Annotated in this window: 17 protein-coding genes; 4 read left to right on the top strand and 13 right to left on the bottom strand. The window is 59.1% G+C overall.

The features are described 5' to 3' along the window. Nucleotides 1–6 precede the first annotated feature (6 nt). Nucleotides 7–486: an RNA pyrophosphohydrolase gene (locus MKS85_RS22715; protein ID WP_003186867.1), complete on the bottom strand. Its 480-nt coding sequence runs from the start codon at nucleotides 484–486 to the stop codon at nucleotides 7–9. A 143-nt stretch (nucleotides 487–629) separates the two neighbouring features. Between MKS85_RS22715 and MKS85_RS22710 the strand changes: the two genes are divergently transcribed. After that, nucleotides 630–1,286 (top strand): HAD family phosphatase, encoded by a 657-nt coding sequence (locus MKS85_RS22710; protein WP_160894064.1) that lies wholly within the window; start codon nucleotides 630–632, stop codon nucleotides 1,284–1,286. Nucleotides 1,287–1,389: 103 nt separating this feature from the next. Here the strand turns inward: MKS85_RS22710 and MKS85_RS22705 are convergent, their stop codons facing one another. Beyond that, nucleotides 1,390–1,815 carry a DUF2269 domain-containing protein gene (locus MKS85_RS22705; RefSeq protein ID WP_160894062.1) on the bottom strand — a complete coding sequence of 142 codons (426 nt, stop codon included), beginning with the start codon at nucleotides 1,813–1,815 and terminating at the stop codon, nucleotides 1,390–1,392. 42 nt (nucleotides 1,816–1,857) lie between these two features. Further along, entirely contained in the window at nucleotides 1,858–3,372 is a 1,515-nt protein-coding gene (ilvA, locus tag MKS85_RS22700; RefSeq protein WP_047226817.1) for a threonine ammonia-lyase, biosynthetic, read from the bottom strand. Nucleotides 3,373–3,509: 137 nt separating this feature from the next. Between ilvA and rpiA the strand changes: the two genes are divergently transcribed. Beyond that, entirely contained in the window at nucleotides 3,510–4,184 is a 675-nt protein-coding gene (gene rpiA, locus MKS85_RS22695) for a ribose-5-phosphate isomerase RpiA (protein WP_047226818.1), read from the top strand. Between the two features lie 143 nt (nucleotides 4,185–4,327). Here the strand turns inward: rpiA and MKS85_RS22690 are convergent, their stop codons facing one another. From MKS85_RS22690 to MKS85_RS22675, 4 genes are all read right to left on the bottom strand, one after another. Further along, nucleotides 4,328–5,242 (bottom strand): SdiA-regulated domain-containing protein, encoded by a 915-nt coding sequence (locus MKS85_RS22690; RefSeq protein ID WP_188251752.1) that lies wholly within the window; start codon nucleotides 5,240–5,242, stop codon nucleotides 4,328–4,330. 118 nt (nucleotides 5,243–5,360) lie between these two features. After that, nucleotides 5,361–6,293 (bottom strand): SdiA-regulated domain-containing protein, encoded by a 933-nt coding sequence (locus tag MKS85_RS22685; RefSeq protein ID WP_139048800.1) that lies wholly within the window; start codon nucleotides 6,291–6,293, stop codon nucleotides 5,361–5,363. A 164-nt stretch (nucleotides 6,294–6,457) separates the two neighbouring features. Further along, nucleotides 6,458–7,123, bottom strand: coding sequence for a fumarylacetoacetate hydrolase family protein (locus MKS85_RS22680; RefSeq protein WP_047226821.1), 666 nt, complete (start codon nucleotides 7,121–7,123; stop codon nucleotides 6,458–6,460). 41 nt (nucleotides 7,124–7,164) lie between these two features. Continuing rightward, a complete protein-coding gene (locus MKS85_RS22675) occupies nucleotides 7,165–8,559 on the bottom strand; it encodes an FAD-binding oxidoreductase (RefSeq protein ID WP_107323098.1) in 1,395 nt (464 codons plus the stop codon). Nucleotides 8,560–8,764: 205 nt separating this feature from the next. Here MKS85_RS22675 and serA point away from each other — a divergent pair, with 205 nt between their 5' ends. After that, nucleotides 8,765–9,994, top strand: coding sequence for a phosphoglycerate dehydrogenase (serA, locus tag MKS85_RS22670; protein WP_047226823.1), 1,230 nt, complete (start codon nucleotides 8,765–8,767; stop codon nucleotides 9,992–9,994). A 109-nt stretch (nucleotides 9,995–10,103) separates the two neighbouring features. Here the strand turns inward: serA and MKS85_RS22665 are convergent, their stop codons facing one another. Further along, nucleotides 10,104–10,529 (bottom strand): DUF4399 domain-containing protein, encoded by a 426-nt coding sequence (locus MKS85_RS22665; protein WP_139048867.1) that lies wholly within the window; start codon nucleotides 10,527–10,529, stop codon nucleotides 10,104–10,106. Nucleotides 10,530–10,662: 133 nt separating this feature from the next. Here MKS85_RS22665 and MKS85_RS22660 point away from each other — a divergent pair, with 133 nt between their 5' ends. Then, entirely contained in the window at nucleotides 10,663–11,229 is a 567-nt protein-coding gene (locus tag MKS85_RS22660) for a transporter substrate-binding domain-containing protein (RefSeq protein WP_139048801.1), read from the top strand. Between the two features lie 165 nt (nucleotides 11,230–11,394). Here the strand turns inward: MKS85_RS22660 and MKS85_RS22655 are convergent, their stop codons facing one another. The 5 genes from MKS85_RS22655 to tcyJ all read right to left on the bottom strand — a co-directional run bounded on the left by MKS85_RS22655 (nucleotide 11,395) and on the right by tcyJ (nucleotide 15,585). Beyond that, nucleotides 11,395–12,024: a bifunctional 2-polyprenyl-6-hydroxyphenol methylase/3-demethylubiquinol 3-O-methyltransferase UbiG gene (locus tag MKS85_RS22655; RefSeq protein WP_139048802.1), complete on the bottom strand. Its 630-nt coding sequence runs from the start codon at nucleotides 12,022–12,024 to the stop codon at nucleotides 11,395–11,397. Nucleotides 12,025–12,121: 97 nt separating this feature from the next. Further along, the gene (locus MKS85_RS22650) at nucleotides 12,122–12,892 is read right to left on the bottom strand and encodes a hypothetical protein (protein WP_188251753.1); all 771 of its coding nucleotides are present in this window, start codon (nucleotides 12,890–12,892) and stop codon (nucleotides 12,122–12,124) included. 468 nt (nucleotides 12,893–13,360) lie between these two features. Continuing rightward, nucleotides 13,361–14,122, bottom strand: coding sequence for an L-cystine ABC transporter ATP-binding protein TcyN (gene tcyN / locus MKS85_RS22645; RefSeq protein WP_047226832.1), 762 nt, complete (start codon nucleotides 14,120–14,122; stop codon nucleotides 13,361–13,363). A gap of 3 nt (nucleotides 14,123–14,125) precedes the next feature. Then, a complete protein-coding gene (gene tcyL, locus MKS85_RS22640; protein ID WP_047226833.1) occupies nucleotides 14,126–14,791 on the bottom strand; it encodes a cystine ABC transporter permease in 666 nt (221 codons plus the stop codon). After that, the gene (gene tcyJ, locus MKS85_RS22635; protein WP_047226834.1) at nucleotides 14,791–15,585 is read right to left on the bottom strand and encodes a cystine ABC transporter substrate-binding protein; all 795 of its coding nucleotides are present in this window, start codon (nucleotides 15,583–15,585) and stop codon (nucleotides 14,791–14,793) included. The genes tcyL and tcyJ overlap by 1 nt, the downstream gene beginning before the upstream one ends. Between the last annotated feature and the right edge of the window lie 227 nt (nucleotides 15,586–15,812).

Genomic DNA, 15,812 nt, shown 5'->3' with positions numbered 1-15,812 from the left:
CCGTCGTCAGTCGCGCGTCAGCAGGCGCGGGGCAAGCTCTTTGAGGGCGCGTCGGTATACCTCGCGCTTGAATGTCACCACCTGGCCCAACGGATACCAATAGCTGACCCAGCGCCAGCCATCGAACTCCGGTTTACCGGTCAAATCCATCCGCACCCGCTGCTCGTTGGAGATCAGGCGCAGGAGAAACCATTTCTGCTTCTGGCCGATGCACAGCGGTTGGCTATGCGTTCTGACCAGGCGTTGCGGCAAACGATAGCGCAACCAGCCCCGGGTGCAGGCGAGTATTTCGACATCTTCTCGCTCAAGCCCCACTTCTTCGTTCAACTCGCGGTACAAGGCCTCTTCGGGCGTCTCCTGAGGGTTGATCCCACCCTGGGGAAACTGCCAGGCGTCTTGATTGATACGGCGAGCCCATAGCACCTGCCCTGCATCATTCGTAAGAATGATCCCCACATTGGGTCGGAAACCATCGGGATCGATCACGGCAACAACCTCGCAAACGCATGTCGCCGCATTGTTCCACAAAGGTTGTGAAAGCAGCAACGAGCCTTCCTACCTTATGTGCACTCTTGTGAAAAGTCCGTATTCTGGACGCCTTTCTTCAGATTCTTCAGCGAGTAACTGCAATGCGGCTGGCTTTATTCGACTTGGACAACACCTTGCTGGGCGGCGACAGTGACCACGCCTGGGGCGATTACCTGTGTGAGCGCGGTTTCCTCGACGCCGTTACGTACAAGGCGCGCAATGATGAGTTCTATCAGGATTACCTGGCCGGCAAGCTCGACAACGCCGAGTACCTGAATTTTTGCCTGGAAATCCTTGGCCGCACGGAGATGGAGGTGCTGGCACAGTGGCATCTGGACTACATGCGCGACTGCATCGAACCGATTGTGTTGCCCCAGGCGATCGAGCTGTTGAGTAAACACCGTGAGGCCGGTGACAAGCTGGTGATCATCACCGCTACCAATCGCTTCGTCACCGCACCGATCGCCGAGCGCTTGGGAGTCGAGACCCTGATCGCCACCGAGTGCGAAATGATCGACGGGCGCTACAGCGGGCGCAGTACCGATATTCCGTGTTTTCGTGAGGGCAAGGTGGTGCGGCTCAATCGTTGGCTGGAGGAGACCGGCCATTCGCTGGACGGCAGTTACTTCTACAGTGACTCGATGAATGACCTGTCGCTGCTGGAAGTAGTGACCCATCCGGTGGCCGTGGATCCAGACCCGAACCTCAGGGCCGAAGCCCAGAAGCGTGGTTGGCCGGTGATTTCGTTGCGCGGCTGAAATCGTCATCGCGAGCAGGCTCGCTCCCACAGAGGTTGCGTGATCCACACAAATCCCCTGTGGGAGCGAGCTTGCTCGCGATGAAAGCGCCGCGGCCCAAGCCTTAAACCGGCTTGGCCCCCATCAACCCCGCAATGGCGACAAAGCAGACAAAACTGAACAGCGCCAAGGCAAAGGTAAATTTCCCGCTACCTCCCGGCGCCTTGCGCAGTTTGTTCAACCGCACCAACAGCCAGAACCCCGCCAGCGCCGCCACGGTGTAGAGCACACTGGAAGCCAGCAACCAAGTCTGCCCCAGTGGCCAGCCGATCTGATGCACCATCCACCACCCCGTGAACGGCAGGCTCACCAGCGCCAGGACCATCACCAGCCAGACAAACACCCGCGGGCGTTGCAATGTGCGCGCGGCCGCCGTGGCATCGCCGTTGCGGCGCGTCCTCCAGACCCAGATGGCCAGCCCCAGGGCACCCGCCAAGAGCAATACCGTGGCGACGACATGGGCGATCTTCAGCGCGGTTAACGTTTCCATCGTTGGATTTCCTTGAGTCTTGCCGGGCAGTCTAGCTCTGCTTTAGCCCAGGAACAGCTGATACGCCGGGTTATCGCTTTCATCCCAGTACGGATAGCCGATTTCTTCCAGGGCTGCCGGTACCAGATGACGTTCATCGTGCGGTACCTGCAGGCCCGCAACCACACGACCATCCGCCGCACCATGGTTGCGGTAGTGGAACATCGAGATATTCCAGCGTCCGCCCAGCTTGTTGAGGAAGTTGAACAGCGCCCCCGGACGTTCCGGGAATTCGAAGCGCAGCACGACCTCGTCGATGACGTGGGCCGCATGCCCGCCCACCATGTGGCGAATGTGCAGTTTGGCCAGTTCGTTGTCGGTCAGGTCCACCACCGGGAAGCCTTGCTCGGTCAGGCTGGCGATCAGCGCGCTGCGCGGGTCGTTTTCCGGGTGCGTCTGCACGCCCACGAAGATGTGCGCTTCGCTGCCCGTGTTGTAGCGATAGTTGAATTCGGTGATCTGGCGCTTGCCGACGGCTTCGCAGAAGGCCTTGAAGCTGCCTGGCTTCTCGGGAATGGTCACTGCAATGATCGCCTCGCGGCCTTCGCCCAGCTCGGCACGCTCGGCCACGTGACGCAGACGGTCGAAATTGACGTTGGCGCCGGAGTCGATGGCCACCAGGGTCTGCCCGCTGACGCCGCGCGATTCGACATACTTCTTGATCCCGGCCACGCCCAAGGCGCCGGCAGGTTCGGTGATCGAGCGGGTATCGTCGTAGATATCCTTGATGGCCGCACAGATCTCGTCGGTACTGACGGTGATGACTTCATCCACGTAGTGCTTGCAGATGTCGAACGTGTGCTGGCCGATCTGCGCCACGGCAACGCCGTCGGCAAAGAGCCCCACGGTCGGCAGCACCACTCGCTCGCCAGCAGCCAGGGCGGCTTGCAGGCAATTGGAATCGTCCGGCTCGACGCCGATCACCTTGATGTCAGGCCGCAGGTATTTCACGTAGGCCGCGATCCCGGCGATCAGCCCGCCGCCGCCCACCGGGACGAAAATCGCATCCAGACGCCCCGGATGTTGGCGCAGGATCTCCATCGCCACCGTGCCCTGCCCGGCAATGGTGTGGGGATCGTCATAGGGGTGAATGTAGACGTAGCCCTTTTCGTCGACCAGTTTCAGCGAATAGGCCAGGGCTTCGGGGAACGAATCGCCGTGCAACACCACTTTGCCGCCTCGGGAACGTACGCCTTCGACTTTGATTTCCGGAGTGGTCTTGGGCATCACGATGGTGGCTTTGACGCCCAGCACCTTGGCCGCCAGGGCCAGGCCCTGGGCGTGGTTGCCCGCCGAAGCCGTGACCACGCCGCGTGCGCGCTCTTCGTCGCTGAGCTGGGTCAGCTTGTTGTAGGCGCCGCGAATCTTGAACGAGAACACCGGCTGCAAGTCTTCGCGCTTGAGCCAGATGTTGTTACCCAGCCGCTCGGAGAGCTGGCGGGCAGTCTGCAATGGGGTTTCCACGGCAACGTCGTAAACGCGCGAGGTGAGGATCTTTTTGACGTACTGTTCAAGCATCGGAAAGCATCACTGAGCGGGTTGGGCAGGGCCAAGGAGTCTAACCCGGCTTTTGGCTGGGCGACCACACGAATCCCAAGGTTTTGTTGGGTTATACTCGCGTCCCTCTTTACTCCCCGTCCGCTTTCGGAGCCCGCATGACCCAGGATCAACTCAAACAGGCCGTGGCCCAGGCCGCTGTCGACCTCATCCTCCCGAAACTGGATGACAAGAGCATCGTTGGGGTCGGCACCGGCTCGACGGCCAATTGCTTCATCGACGCACTGGCGCAGCACAAAGGTGCGTTCGACGGCGCGGTCGCCAGCTCCGAAGCCACCGCCGCGCGCCTGAAGGGCCACGGGATTCCGGTCTATGAGCTCAATACCGTGAGCGACCTGGAGTTCTATATCGACGGCGCCGATGAAAGCGACGCGCACCTGAACCTGATCAAGGGCGGCGGCGCGGCCCTGACCCGCGAGAAGATTGTCGCGGCCGTGGCCAAGACCTTCATCTGCATCGCCGACGCCAGCAAGCTGGTGCCAGTCCTCGGCGCGTTCCCGCTGCCGGTGGAAGTCATCCCGATGGCCCGCAGCCATGTGGCCCGCCAACTGGTGAAACTGGGCGGTGACCCGGTGTACCGCGAAGGCGTGCTGACCGATAACGGCAACATCATCCTGGATGTCCATAACCTGCAGATCACCAACCCGGTGGAACTGGAAAGCCAGATCAACGCCATCGTCGGTGTGGTCACCAATGGCTTGTTCGCGGCTCGCCCGGCGGATGTGTTGTTGCTGGGGACGCCTGAAGGGGTGAAGACCCTGCGGGCTGAGTAATCCGGCCAGATAACCTGCTCTTTCAGTGATTCAGCCCCTGTGGGAGCGAGCCTGCTCGCGATAGCGGTCTACCCGACACATCCATGTTGGCTGACGCACCGCCATCGCGAGCAGGCTCGCTCCCACATCAGGTTTTTTGGGGATCAAGGCTGCGGTTTCTTGAAGACGTAGAACAGGTTCGGTTCGCTCACCACATACAAGTTGCCATCATCGTCCATGGCAACGCCCTCGGCCTGAGGGACGGTTTTTTGCAGCCCTTGACGGCCCTTGCTCAACGACAGCGTGCTCAACGGCCGGCCGTCGATGTCCAACTCGATAATCAATCGCGACTCATCGGACAGCGCCAGTAAATGGCCGCTGCGCTCGTCGTATTGCAGGCTAGAAAGATCGCGTACGAACAGTCCGGCATCGCGCTTGGGGTTGTTGATTACATGGACAGCGTAGGATTTGTCCGGTTTGTGATGGGGAAAGCCCCGCACTTCATAAATCAGCATCGGATCGCGCTCCTTGGCCACGAACAACCGTTTGCCCACTGAGTCGTAGGCCAACCCTTCGAACCCTTTGTTACCGTTCAGGTGCAGGCCAAGCGTCATTTGCTCTGCGTCGGCGGCGTCGAGGAATTGGGTATTGTCGTCCAAGTGAATCTTGATCAGCCGCTGCTGACGCTCGTCGGTGATGACGTAAATGTCCTGGCTGATGAACTCCACCGCCTCCGGGTCGCCGAAGCCAATCAGGGCGATGCGCCTAAGGATCTTGCCGTCCAATGACAGCTCGATCAGTTCGGCATTCTTGTTGGTAACGGTAAAGAGGCTCTTGCGGATTGGATCGTACGTCAGCGCCGAAACGTCATTGTCCAGGCCTTCGATCACCTGCGCCTCGACCGTAACCCGATACTGGTCCAGGGCAATGGCCTGCTCGCTGGGAGGCTGCCAGAGGGTGTTGAAGTTGAACCACGCGCGCTCGAACAGGCGCAGGTATTGAGCTGCTGCGATCAAAGCGATCAGTACGATCATTATCAGCAGCAGGATCAAGGGCTTCGGGCGGGCAAGTCGACGCATGTGGGTGGGCTCGGATGAGAACAGGTGGTTGGAAATACCACGGCTGCCTGAACTGAAGCTTAATGGCCGGATGCCACACCCTACGGCGAAGGATGAATTACCTTACAGAGTTGCGCTATCAGCGTTGTTTTTCGAAACGATAGAACAGGTTCGGCTCGCTGACCATGTACAGGTTGCCAGCCTCATCGAGGGCGACGCCTTCGGCACGGGGGATCGTATCCTTGATACCGTTGAAACCGCCCAGCAAGGTCATGAAGCTGACCTGTTCCCCTGCATCGTCCAGCTCCAGCAAGAGATGGGAGTCGGCCGACAGCAGCAGCGAGTGCCCCGTGCGAGGATCGATCGCCAGCGCCGACAGGTTGCGCAGGTCCAGCTCGTCGCTGGCATGGATCTGTTTGTCGCCCTTGAGCAGTTGGCTGCCGTCGCTTTTCCAGGTGAACAACGCTGGCGGACGCTCTTCACCCAAGGCCAATTGCTGGTTGCGTGGATCCCAGGCGACGCCTTCGAAGCCCTTGTTCTGGTTCTTGGACGGGCCGAGATCGTAGTGGGGGAAATCCGTGCTGTTCAGTTCGCGAGTATCGGCATCGACCTGGATGATCGACAGCGTGTGTTTTCGTTCATCGGTAATAGCCATCAGGCCATTCTCCATGTAGGCCACGCCTTCAGGATTGCTCCAGCCCACCAACGGCATTTTGCGCAGCACGTCACCCTGCAGGGTGAGTTCCACCAGAAACGGATGCTTACCCATGATCGCGAACAGGGTTTTGGTCTGTGGGTTATAGGTCAGGTCGGACGCTTCATCCTCTTCCATTCCTGGCAGGACCTTGGCATCAATCACCGCGTGGTAGTCCGGCAGCCAGATGCTTTCCTGGCGCTGGGCGGGGCTCTCGAGACGTTCCGATGCCCACAGCAGGCCCCGGTCATCCCAGTGCATGGCATACGCCAGCCAGTAAAAGGCCCCGGCTGCTAACAGCGACCAGGCGGACCAGGGCAGCGAGAAGCGAGCGCGGCGGACGGGGCTGGAGGAGGGCCGAGCTAGAGGAGTGGCCATCAGGGGGATGTGTTCCAGGTATTCGGGTTAGGGAAATGAATGGCTCAGACGCCGTATTCCCTGGAATTATCCGGATGGCATGTGAAAAAAATGGTAAATGGCGAGAGCCGTCCATCCATGTGGACACGAGCCGGCTCGCGTCCACGCGGGACAGCGCCTTGCGGTTAGCGAACGCTGCTTTCGAAACGGCTCGCGCCTGGCAATTCCAGTACCAGTTCATCCCCGACGTTCAACGGTCCCACGCCCGCCGGAGTGCCAGTGAGGATCACGTCGCCGGCCTGCAATGAGAAGCAGCCAGCCATGTATTGGATCATCGGCACGATGGGGTTGAGCATCAGGCTGCTGTTGCCGTCCTGGCGCACTTCACCGTTGATGGTCAGGCGAACCGGGATGTCGGTCAGGTCGGCAAAGGTGCCGCTGGACACGAAAGGTGCCAGCACCGCCGCACCGTCGAAGGATTTGGCGACTTCCCAGGGCAAGCCCTTGGCCTTGAGCTCGGCTTGCTTGTCCCGCAGGGTCAGATCCAGGGCCGGGGCGAAGCCGGAGATGGCATCCAGCACTTCCTCGGCACTGGGCCGGGTCGACAGTGGCTTGCCGATCAGCACGGCAATTTCAGCTTCGTAGTGTACCGCACCACGGTCGGCGGGGATGCTGAAACCGCCTTCCAGCGGCACCGCGCAGCTGCCGGGCTTGATGAACAGCAGGGGTTCGGTAGGTACCGGGTTATCCAGTTCCTTGGCGTGTTCGGCGTAGTTGCGGCCAATGCACACGATTTTTCCCACCGGGAAATGAATACGGGTACCGTCGACATACTGGTGCTGATAGCTCATTACCGACTCCTGCTTCTGGGATTCATCAGGTATTTTTTGCATTAAACCGCGAAAATCTTGCCCGGGTTCATGATGCCGTTCGGGTCGAACACTGCCTTGACGGCCTTCATGTATTCAATTTCTACCGGCGAGCGACTGTAGGTCAGGTAATCGCGTTTGGTCATGCCTACGCCGTGTTCGGCGGAGATCGAGCCGTTGTATTTCTCGACGGTTTCAAAGACCCATTTGTTCACGGTCGCGCACTTGGCGAAGAATTCGTCCTTGCTCAGGTTCTCTGGCTTGAGGATGTTCAAGTGCAAGTTGCCGTCGCCGATGTGGCCAAACCAGACGATCTCGAAATCCGGGTAATGTTGGCCGACGATAGTGTCGATGTCGCGCAAGAAGCCCGGGACTTTCGAGACGGTGACCGAGATGTCGTTCTTGTACGGTGTCCAGTGGGAGATGGTTTCCGAGATGTACTCGCGCAACTTCCACAGGTTTTGCAGTTGGGTTTCGCTTTGGCTCATCACCCCATCGAGCACCCAGCCCTGTTCGACACAGTGTTCGAACGTTTCCAGGGCGTGGTTGGCGACTTCTTCGGTGGTGGCTTCGAACTCCAGCAGGGCGTAGAAGGGGCACTCGGTTTCGAATGGCGCCGGTACGTCGCCCCGATCCAGGACCTTGGCCAGGGCCTTGTCGGAGAAGAATTCGAACGCCGTCAGGTCCAGCTTGCCCTGGAAGGCATGCAGTACGGGCATGATCGAATCAAAATCGGCGGTGCCCAGGACCATGGCGGTGAGGTTCTTCGGAGCCCGGTCCAGGCGCATGGTGGCTTCGACCACGAACCCGAGGGTGCCTTCGGCGCCGATGAACAACTGCCGCAGATCGTAGCCAGTGGCGTTCTTGATCAGGTCCTTGTTCAGTTCCAGCAGGTCACCTTTACCGGTGACGACTTTCATGCCGGCTACCCAGTTGCGGGTCATGCCGTAACGAATGACCTTGATTCCGCCGGCATTGGTGCCGATGTTGCCGCCAATCTGACTGGAACCGGCCGAGGCGAAGTCCACCGGGTAGTACAGACCGTGCTCTTCAGCCTTGTTCTGCAGTTGTTCAGTGACCACACCTGGCTGGCAGACGGCTGTGCGATCGGTGAGGTTCACGTCGAGAATCTGGTTCATGTAGTCGAATGACACGACCACTTCGCCGTTGGCCGCCACGGCGGCGGCGGAAAGCCCGGTACGCCCGCCCGATGGCACCAGCGCGACCTTGTGCTCATTGGCCCAGCGCACAATGGCCTGAACCTGTTCGGTGGTCTTGGGGAAGACGATGGCGCTCGGCGCCGGGGCGAAGTGCTTGGTCCAATCCTTGCCATAAGCGTTCAGGGAGTCGGCATCGGTCAAGACTTTGCCAGGCTCAACCAGGGTCTTCAGCTCATCTATCACGGCAGGATTGGTCATCGACAGAACTCTCGAACAATTCATGGTCATCCTGAGAACGCTTCACGTCGCAGGAATGAGTGTTTAGCGGGGTGCGTATGCTAGCATACCGACCCCGCAGCGTAGTGCCCATTGGCTGTTCTGCGGCGACGGCTGTCATGCCGGTCGGACCAGCATGCGCTGTCCGATTCCCTGCCATTTTTCTCCGGGACACAGGTTTACGCAGATGAGCAAGACTTCTCTCGATAAGAGCAAGATCAAGTTCCTTCTTCTCGAAGGCGTCCACCAATCGGCTGTCGACGTCCTCAAGTCGGCGGGCTACACCAGCATCGAGTACATCACCAGTTCTCTGCCGGAAGCCCAGCTCAAGGAAAAGATCGCCGATGCTCACTTCATCGGTATTCGCTCCCGTACCCAATTGACCGAAGAGATCTTCGACCACGCCAAGAAACTGGTGGCGGTCGGCTGCTTCTGCATCGGCACCAATCAGGTGGACCTCAATGCGGCGCGCGAGCGCGGTATCGCGGTGTTCAACGCGCCATACTCCAACACCCGTTCCGTTGCTGAACTGGTGCTGGCCGAAGCGATCCTGCTGCTGCGCGGCATTCCCGAGAAGAACGCTTCCTGCCACCGTGGCGGCTGGATCAAGAGCGCGGCCAACTCCTTCGAAATCCGTGGCAAGAAGCTGGGTATCGTCGGTTACGGCTCGATCGGCACGCAGTTGTCGGTGCTGGCTGAAGGCCTTGGCATGCAGGTGTTTTTCTACGACACCGTGACCAAGTTGCCGCTGGGCAATGCCACCCAGGTCAACGACCTGCACGAGCTGTTGGGCATGTCCGACATCGTGACGCTGCACGTTCCGGAAACCGCCGCCACCCAGTGGATGATCGGCGAGAAGGAAATCCGTGCCATCAAGAAAGGCGGGATCCTGATCAACGCCGCTCGTGGCACCGTGGTCAAGCTCGACGCCCTGGCCGAAGCGATCAAGGACAAACACCTGATCGGCGCCGCCATCGACGTATTCCCGGTGGAGCCGCGCTCCAACGACGATATCTTCGAAAGCCCGCTGCGCGGCCTGGACAACGTGATCCTGACCCCGCACATCGGCGGTTCTACTGCCGAAGCCCAGGCCAACATCGGCCTGGAAGTGGCGGAAAAGCTGGTCAAGTACAGCGACAACGGTACTTCGGTATCGTCCGTGAACTTCCCGGAAGTGGCCCTGCCGGCTCACCCTGGCAAGCACCGCCTGTTGCACATCCACGAGAACATCCCGGGTGTGATGAGCGAGATCAACAAGGTCTTCGCCGAAAACGGCATCAACATTTCCGGTCAGTTCCTGCAGACCAACGAGAAAGTCGGCTACGTCGTGATCGACGTCGATGCCGAATACTCCGATCTGGCGCAAGAGAAACTGCAGCACATCAACGGCACTATTCGTAGCCGGGTGTTGTTCTAAGCAGATCAGGCTTGCAATAAAAAACGGGAGCCTCGCAGGGGGCTCCCGTTTTTTTCTGTCGAACACATAACCTGTGGGAGGGTTTTGTGTTGTGTCGACCTGTGCCGGTTTATTTCACGTTTACCGTGATCTTCTCGGACACGATCGTCGGATCGAACGGCATATGGCCGCTGTCGCCCAGGATCAGCTGCAAGGTGTGCTTGCCCGGTGCCAGTTTGATCGTAGCCTCGGTTTGCGCCTTGCCGAAATGCATGTGGTTGGCATCGGTGGGAATCGGCGCGCCCGCGGCAGGCAGTTTGTCGATATCAATCAGCAAATGATGGTGCCCGGTATTTTTGGTTTCATCACCCGCCGGGGCCAGCGCGATGTTCTTGACGCCGAACTTGACCTTGAACTCCTGGCCAACGGTGGCACCGTCTTCCGGGGAAACGATGAATACCTCTGCACCCTGGGGAGCAGGGGTTGCGGCGGATGCCAGCATCGAAGCCCCCAGCAACAGGCCGGCCAAGGCGGCACGTGACATAAAGCTTTTCATTTTTTTCTCCAGTTTTTCCATGAAATCCGCGTGGTCATGACAACTTCATGACCATTCGTTGTCGAAGCCTGCAACAACCATAGCAAAGCGAACCTGAAACGAGCGTCGCTTGTAACAATACAAAGGAGTGACCATGCGTTTTCTGCCTGGGCTGATCTGCCTGCTACCCCTCTTGAGCCCTCTGGCCCATGCCGAACTGATCGACGACATCAACGACCGTGGCGAATTGCGCATCGCTCTGGAAGCCAACACCAGCCCTTTCAACTTCAAGGAAGACGGCAAGCTCACCGGCTTCGAAGTGGAACTGGGTCATATGCTGGCCGGCGAGCTCGATGTTCGCGCCGACTTTGTGGTCACCGATGCCAGCGATCTGCTGGCCGGTGTGGAAAGTGGCAAGTACGACGTTGCCATCAACCACATAGCAATGACCCCGGAACTGGCCGAACGTTTCGACACAAGCACCGCTTATAGCCAACCGGATGCGCAACTGTTGGCGCGCAAGGACGACTCGCAACGCCCGATGGTCATGGCACAGTCGTTCCAGCCGGAAGAAAAGAGCGGCCCGCCGCCGAGCCTGGTGATTCCGTTCCAGAAGGGCAATCCGGCGTTCAAGGCCAGCCTGGACAACGCTTTGGCGCGTATCAAGGACGACGGGCGGCTTGAGCAGTTGTCTCAGAAGTGGTTGGTCAAGCAGGAGTAACAATGGGGCGGTGGGCGACGGCGGTGTGTCAGTCGCATCAATGTTGCTGATCCGCCGTCATCGCGAGCAGGCTCGCTCCCACATTTGGATCATTGATGGTTCGCCATTTATGTTCGCAGTTGACCCGTGTGGGAGCGAGCTTGCTCGCGATGGCGCCCTCAAGTCCTAAGCAGGTCTACGCCAGACACTCGCCAACCAAGGCTGCTGCTCTCGCGGCAGCCCAGCCGGTCGGTAGTAATGCTCAAGCTCTACAAAGCCCGCTTCTGTGAGCAAGGTGCGCCATGCCGCAAGGTCGTGATACGCGCCGAAGCGCTGGCCGTTCCAGCCTTCCTGGTTTTCGCCCCGGGGGTTGGAACTGAACAGCACGCCGCCGGGCTTGAGGGTGGCGTGCAATTGCTTGAGCACCCGAGGCAATTCCTGGACAGGGATATGAAACAACACGGCGTTGGCGAAGATGCCATCGAAGCGTTCGCCTGGCAGGTCGAGGTTCAAGAAATCCTGTTGCCAGACTTCGCAGCCGCTGTCCTGGCGCGCCATTCGGGCAAACTCCTCCGAACCGTCGAGGCCGACCGCGACATGGCCCCTATCGGTGAATGTCCGCAAGTCCCGCCCGGGGCCGCAGCCGAAATCCAGAACGTGGAAGGGCGCCTGACCCTGGATATGCCGCAGCAACGCGTCGATATTCTGGCTGACGTCATGATCGCGAGTGCCTTCGCGAAAGCTTTCCGCCACGGCGTTGTAATGGCCCAGGGTTGTGGCGGTGATGGCGTGCAGGTCTTCGGGGGTGTGTTTCATGGTCGTTGGCTTGGGTTAGGGAGCTTGGTCAGACTATACCGCAAGCGGCTTGGCCGCTTCGCTGCCAATCATGACCAGGCTCGCTCCCCACCATCAGTCAAGGATTCTTGCAGCCCGGTTCGGCGGCCATGAGCGCCTCTTTCGGAGAAGTGCTCAGGTAGGGATTGGCGCAACCGATCTTTAACGTTCGTGGCGGCGCCCAGTGGGAGTTGTTGCCCACGCGGTCGAGGATGCAGTAGGTCACTTCCAGGCGCAGGTCTTCCCCCGCCTCCAGAATGATCTGCGGCGGTACCCAGATGTTGATCGGCTGGCCAACCTCGCAGGGCTTGATGCGGGGCAGGTCCATGCGCACGTCGCCCCAGCGCAAGGTAATCGCATCGTCAGCAGCCATGTTCAGATAGGGCTCTATGGTCACTGGTACACCGCGTTTGACCTGACTCGGGTTCACTCCCTTGCGGCGAATGGCATCAGGAATCCGCACTGGCGCCAGGCCTTGGTTTTCATCACCGCTCAGGGCCGACGGTTGGCCACCGGGACAATCGAGCTTGACCTGCACCCGTTGCGTTGCTGACAGCGCCGGGCCGCGCCCCACTTGCATCACGCGGTAATGGATGCGCGAAGTCCCATTGACGATGAAGCTCTCGGGTACCCGCAACGTAACGCTAGTTTGCACGTCGGCCTGGGACAACAGGCGGGAGCCGACGTAGCAGTTGTCCCAGAACAGCTCGATCAGATCGCCCGCGTCCATGCCGGGGTAAGGGGCAATTGCCACTTGCAGGTGCGCAGCGCTGGTGATGTTGATGCGGGTACGCAGAGCGTTGACCAGGGTAGGCGCAGCCAGTTCAGGAATATTCGACGTACATGTCATGGTGTTCTCCTTGATGCTTTAAAACGAAGTCCGTTTCGGGAAGATCAAAAGCGCTTAATCATCGCGATATATTTTTATTGCGCAGCATGGACCCTGTCTGCGGTTCATCGCGCAGAACTAAAATAGTTCGCATCGCCTGTGGGTCACTAGATAAGGGTTCAGCAGTTTCAGTGTCAATAGAGGGACTTGTTTAATAATTAATTGTATAAGGCTTCAGAAATGTCCTACGCATTGAAGTTAAGAATACGTTGCGTTGTGCGCCATTTTCCTTGGGTTCATTGTTTTGGAAGGGAGGTGCGGCAGGAAGTCGGATAAATAGCGTAGCCCAAAGAGAAGTGTTGCCGGAGATATGTATATACCGCACCTCAATGGGGTGGCTGTGTTAAGTCAACTGAAAGTTTCAGTTTGTTACGCTGGGCTGTTAGTTGTTCCACTTCCATCCCTGGAAGTGGGGACAATATCAATAACTTACTGGTCGCCGTGTCCGGCCGAGAGGAACTTGCTGAGGAACTGTCGAGTGCGTTCCTCCCGGGGGGCTGCAAACAAGGCCTTGGCTTCGCCTTGCTCGACGATCACACCTTTGTCGAAAAACACCACGCGGTTCGCTACGTCCCGGGCGAAGCCCATTTCGTGAGTCACAATGACCATGGTGCGCTTTTCTTCGGCCAGGCCACGAATCGTCGCCAGCACCTCGCCCACCAGCTCCGGGTCCAGGGCCGACGTTGGCTCGTCGAACAGAATCACCTCGGGCTCCATCGCCAGCGCCCTGGCAATCGCCACGCGCTGTTGCTGGCCACCGGAAAGACGCCGCGGGTAGGCGTCCTCCTTGCCCGCCAGCCCGACCTTGGCCAGCAGTTTACGGCCTAAAACCTCAGCGTCGGCACGGGGGATCTTCTTCACCACCAGTGGGCCTTCGATGACGTTCTCCAGCGCGGTGCGATGGGGGAACAGATTGAAGTTCTGGAACACAAAACCCACTTGCTGGCGCAAACGACGCACCAGGTTCTGTTGCTGGTTCAGCGGGCGACTGCCATCGATTTCGATGTCGCCGACCTTGATCCGGCCACTGCTGGGTTCTTCGAGGAAGTTCAGGCAGCGCAGGAAGGTGGTCTTGCCCGAACCGCTGGGGCCGATGATCGCCACCACTTCGCCTTCTTCGATCTCCAGGTCGATGCCATTGAGCACCACTTGACCCTTGAACTGCTTTGTCAGTTTTTCCACGACAATCATGGGTCAGGACTCCTGGTCATGCCGATTGACCCGGGCTTCCAGGACGTTCTGCAGGTGCGCCAGCACGCTGGCCAGAATCCAGTAGATCAGCGCGGCGGCAAGGTACATGGTGAAGATTTCGAAAGTGCGGGCAGTGATCAACTGCGCCTGACGGAACAGCTCCGGCACCTGGATGGTCGCCGCCAGTGCGGTGTCCTTGACCAGGGAAATGAAGCTGTTGCCCAGAGGAGGCAAGGCCGTTCGCGCCGCTTGCGGCAGGATGGCCCGGCGCAGGGTCTGGGCGCGGGTCATGCCGATACTGGCCGCGGCTTCCCACTGGCCGCGCTCGATGGAGCTGATGGCGGCTCGCAGGATTTCACACGCATATGCCGCCATGTTCAGCGAGAAGCCGATCAGCGCCGCCGGCAATGGATCCAGCTCGATGCCCAGTTGGGGCAGCCCGTAATAGATCACGAACAACTGCACCAGCAGCGGCGTGCCGCGAAAAAACGACACGTAGATGCGGGCGATCCAGCTCACCAGTTTGAAGCGCGACAGGCGCATCAATGCCAGGCCGAAGCCCAGCAGCAAGCCGAAGAACATGCCGCCCAAACTGAGGATGACCGTGTAATACGCGCCCTTGAGCAAGAAGGGCGCGGAATCCAGCGCGAGTTGAAAAGCCTCTTCCATTATTGGGTGACGTCAGCGTTGAAGTACTTCTGCGAGATTTTCGCCAGGGTGCCGTCGGCCCGTAGTTTGTCGATGGCCTTGTTGATTGCATCCAGCAGCTCAGGCTCGCCTTTGCGCAGGGCGATACCGGCTTCCTGGCGGGAGAACGGCTCGCCGGCTACAGCGGTGTCCTTGGCCTTGGCGGTCAGCTCCAGAGCAGCCAGCCGGTCTACCAGAATGGCGTCGATGCGGCCTACACGCAGGTCCTGGTATTTGGTTGGGTCATCGTCGTAGGTGCGGATAATAGCCTTTGGCTGGTTTTCCTTGAGCCATTGCTCATAGTTGGTGCCCAGGCCAACGCCGACTTTTTTGCCGGCCAGGTCATCGGCGGTCTTGATGGCGTCTTTGTTCTTGGTCAGAACCAGCGCCTGGATGCCGGAAACGGTGTAAGGCTGGGAGAAGTCATACTTCTTCTTGCGCTCCTCGGAGATGGTGACCTGGTTGATCACCGCGTCCAGGCGCTTGGATTCCAGCGCTGCGAGAATGCCGTCCCATTTGGTCGGTTGCAGTTTGACCTTCACGCCCAGCTCCTTGGCCAGGGCTTCGGAAAACTCCACTTCGAAACCGGCCAGCTTGCCGTCGGCGTCCACGAAACTGAACGGTGGGTAAGTGCCTTCCAGGCCGACGTTGATCACGCCCGCGTCCTTGATCTTTTGCAGCTGCTCACCGGCAACGGCCTGGCCCAGCAGGCCGGCGCTCAATGCCAGGCCCAGCGAACCCACCAACAGGTTGCGACGTAATGCGGAAAAATTCATGACAAGCCCCTGTGTTTTCTTATGAAGAGGTTATTTTGGCTGAGATAAGGCGTAGCCGCGATCCGAAAAGATTGCCACATCCTGCCTTAAAGCAGCCTGGGCGTCTCGCGGCAAATGCGCCTGTGGCGAGACTATAGGGTGGTGTTTATAGATTGGAAAATAATATTAAATCATTCAAATATTCGAGTATGGAATGAAAAAAGTCCCCTGTGGGAGCGAGAACTTCA

Source organism: Pseudomonas sp. JL2 (assembly GCF_031570495.1).
In the GTDB taxonomy this organism is placed as follows: Bacteria; Pseudomonadota; Gammaproteobacteria; order Pseudomonadales; family Pseudomonadaceae; genus Aquipseudomonas; species Aquipseudomonas rhizophila.
The sequence above is the reverse complement of the archived record's forward strand: the minus strand, read 5'-3'. Positions and strand labels throughout refer to the sequence as shown.

Bases quoted from the DNA above. Each gene is read 5' to 3' on its own strand.
- MKS85_RS22710 (WP_160894064.1), top strand. From the start codon at position 630: ATGCGGCTGGCTTTATTCGACTTGGACAACACCTTGCTGGGCGGCGAC.
- MKS85_RS22705 (WP_160894062.1), bottom strand. From the start codon at position 1,815: ATGGAAACGTTAACCGCGCTGAAGATCGCCCATGTCGTCGCCACGGTA.
- ilvA (WP_047226817.1), bottom strand. From the start codon at position 3,372: ATGCTTGAACAGTACGTCAAAAAGATCCTCACCTCGCGCGTTTACGAC.
- rpiA (WP_047226818.1), top strand. From the start codon at position 3,510: ATGACCCAGGATCAACTCAAACAGGCCGTGGCCCAGGCCGCTGTCGAC.
- MKS85_RS22690 (WP_188251752.1), bottom strand. From the start codon at position 5,242: ATGCGTCGACTTGCCCGCCCGAAGCCCTTGATCCTGCTGCTGATAATG.
- MKS85_RS22685 (WP_139048800.1), bottom strand. From the start codon at position 6,293: ATGGCCACTCCTCTAGCTCGGCCCTCCTCCAGCCCCGTCCGCCGCGCT.
- MKS85_RS22680 (WP_047226821.1), bottom strand. From the start codon at position 7,123: ATGAGCTATCAGCACCAGTATGTCGACGGTACCCGTATTCATTTCCCG.
- MKS85_RS22675 (WP_107323098.1), bottom strand. From the start codon at position 8,559: ATGACCAATCCTGCCGTGATAGATGAGCTGAAGACCCTGGTTGAGCCT.
- serA (WP_047226823.1), top strand. From the start codon at position 8,765: ATGAGCAAGACTTCTCTCGATAAGAGCAAGATCAAGTTCCTTCTTCTC.
- MKS85_RS22665 (WP_139048867.1), bottom strand. From the start codon at position 10,529: ATGAAAAGCTTTATGTCACGTGCCGCCTTGGCCGGCCTGTTGCTGGGG.
- MKS85_RS22660 (WP_139048801.1), top strand. From the start codon at position 10,663: ATGCGTTTTCTGCCTGGGCTGATCTGCCTGCTACCCCTCTTGAGCCCT.
- MKS85_RS22655 (WP_139048802.1), bottom strand. From the start codon at position 12,024: ATGAAACACACCCCCGAAGACCTGCACGCCATCACCGCCACAACCCTG.
- MKS85_RS22650 (WP_188251753.1), bottom strand. From the start codon at position 12,892: ATGACATGTACGTCGAATATTCCTGAACTGGCTGCGCCTACCCTGGTC.
- tcyN (WP_047226832.1), bottom strand. From the start codon at position 14,122: ATGATTGTCGTGGAAAAACTGACAAAGCAGTTCAAGGGTCAAGTGGTG.
- tcyL (WP_047226833.1), bottom strand. From the start codon at position 14,791: ATGGAAGAGGCTTTTCAACTCGCGCTGGATTCCGCGCCCTTCTTGCTC.
- tcyJ (WP_047226834.1), bottom strand. From the start codon at position 15,585: ATGAATTTTTCCGCATTACGTCGCAACCTGTTGGTGGGTTCGCTGGGC.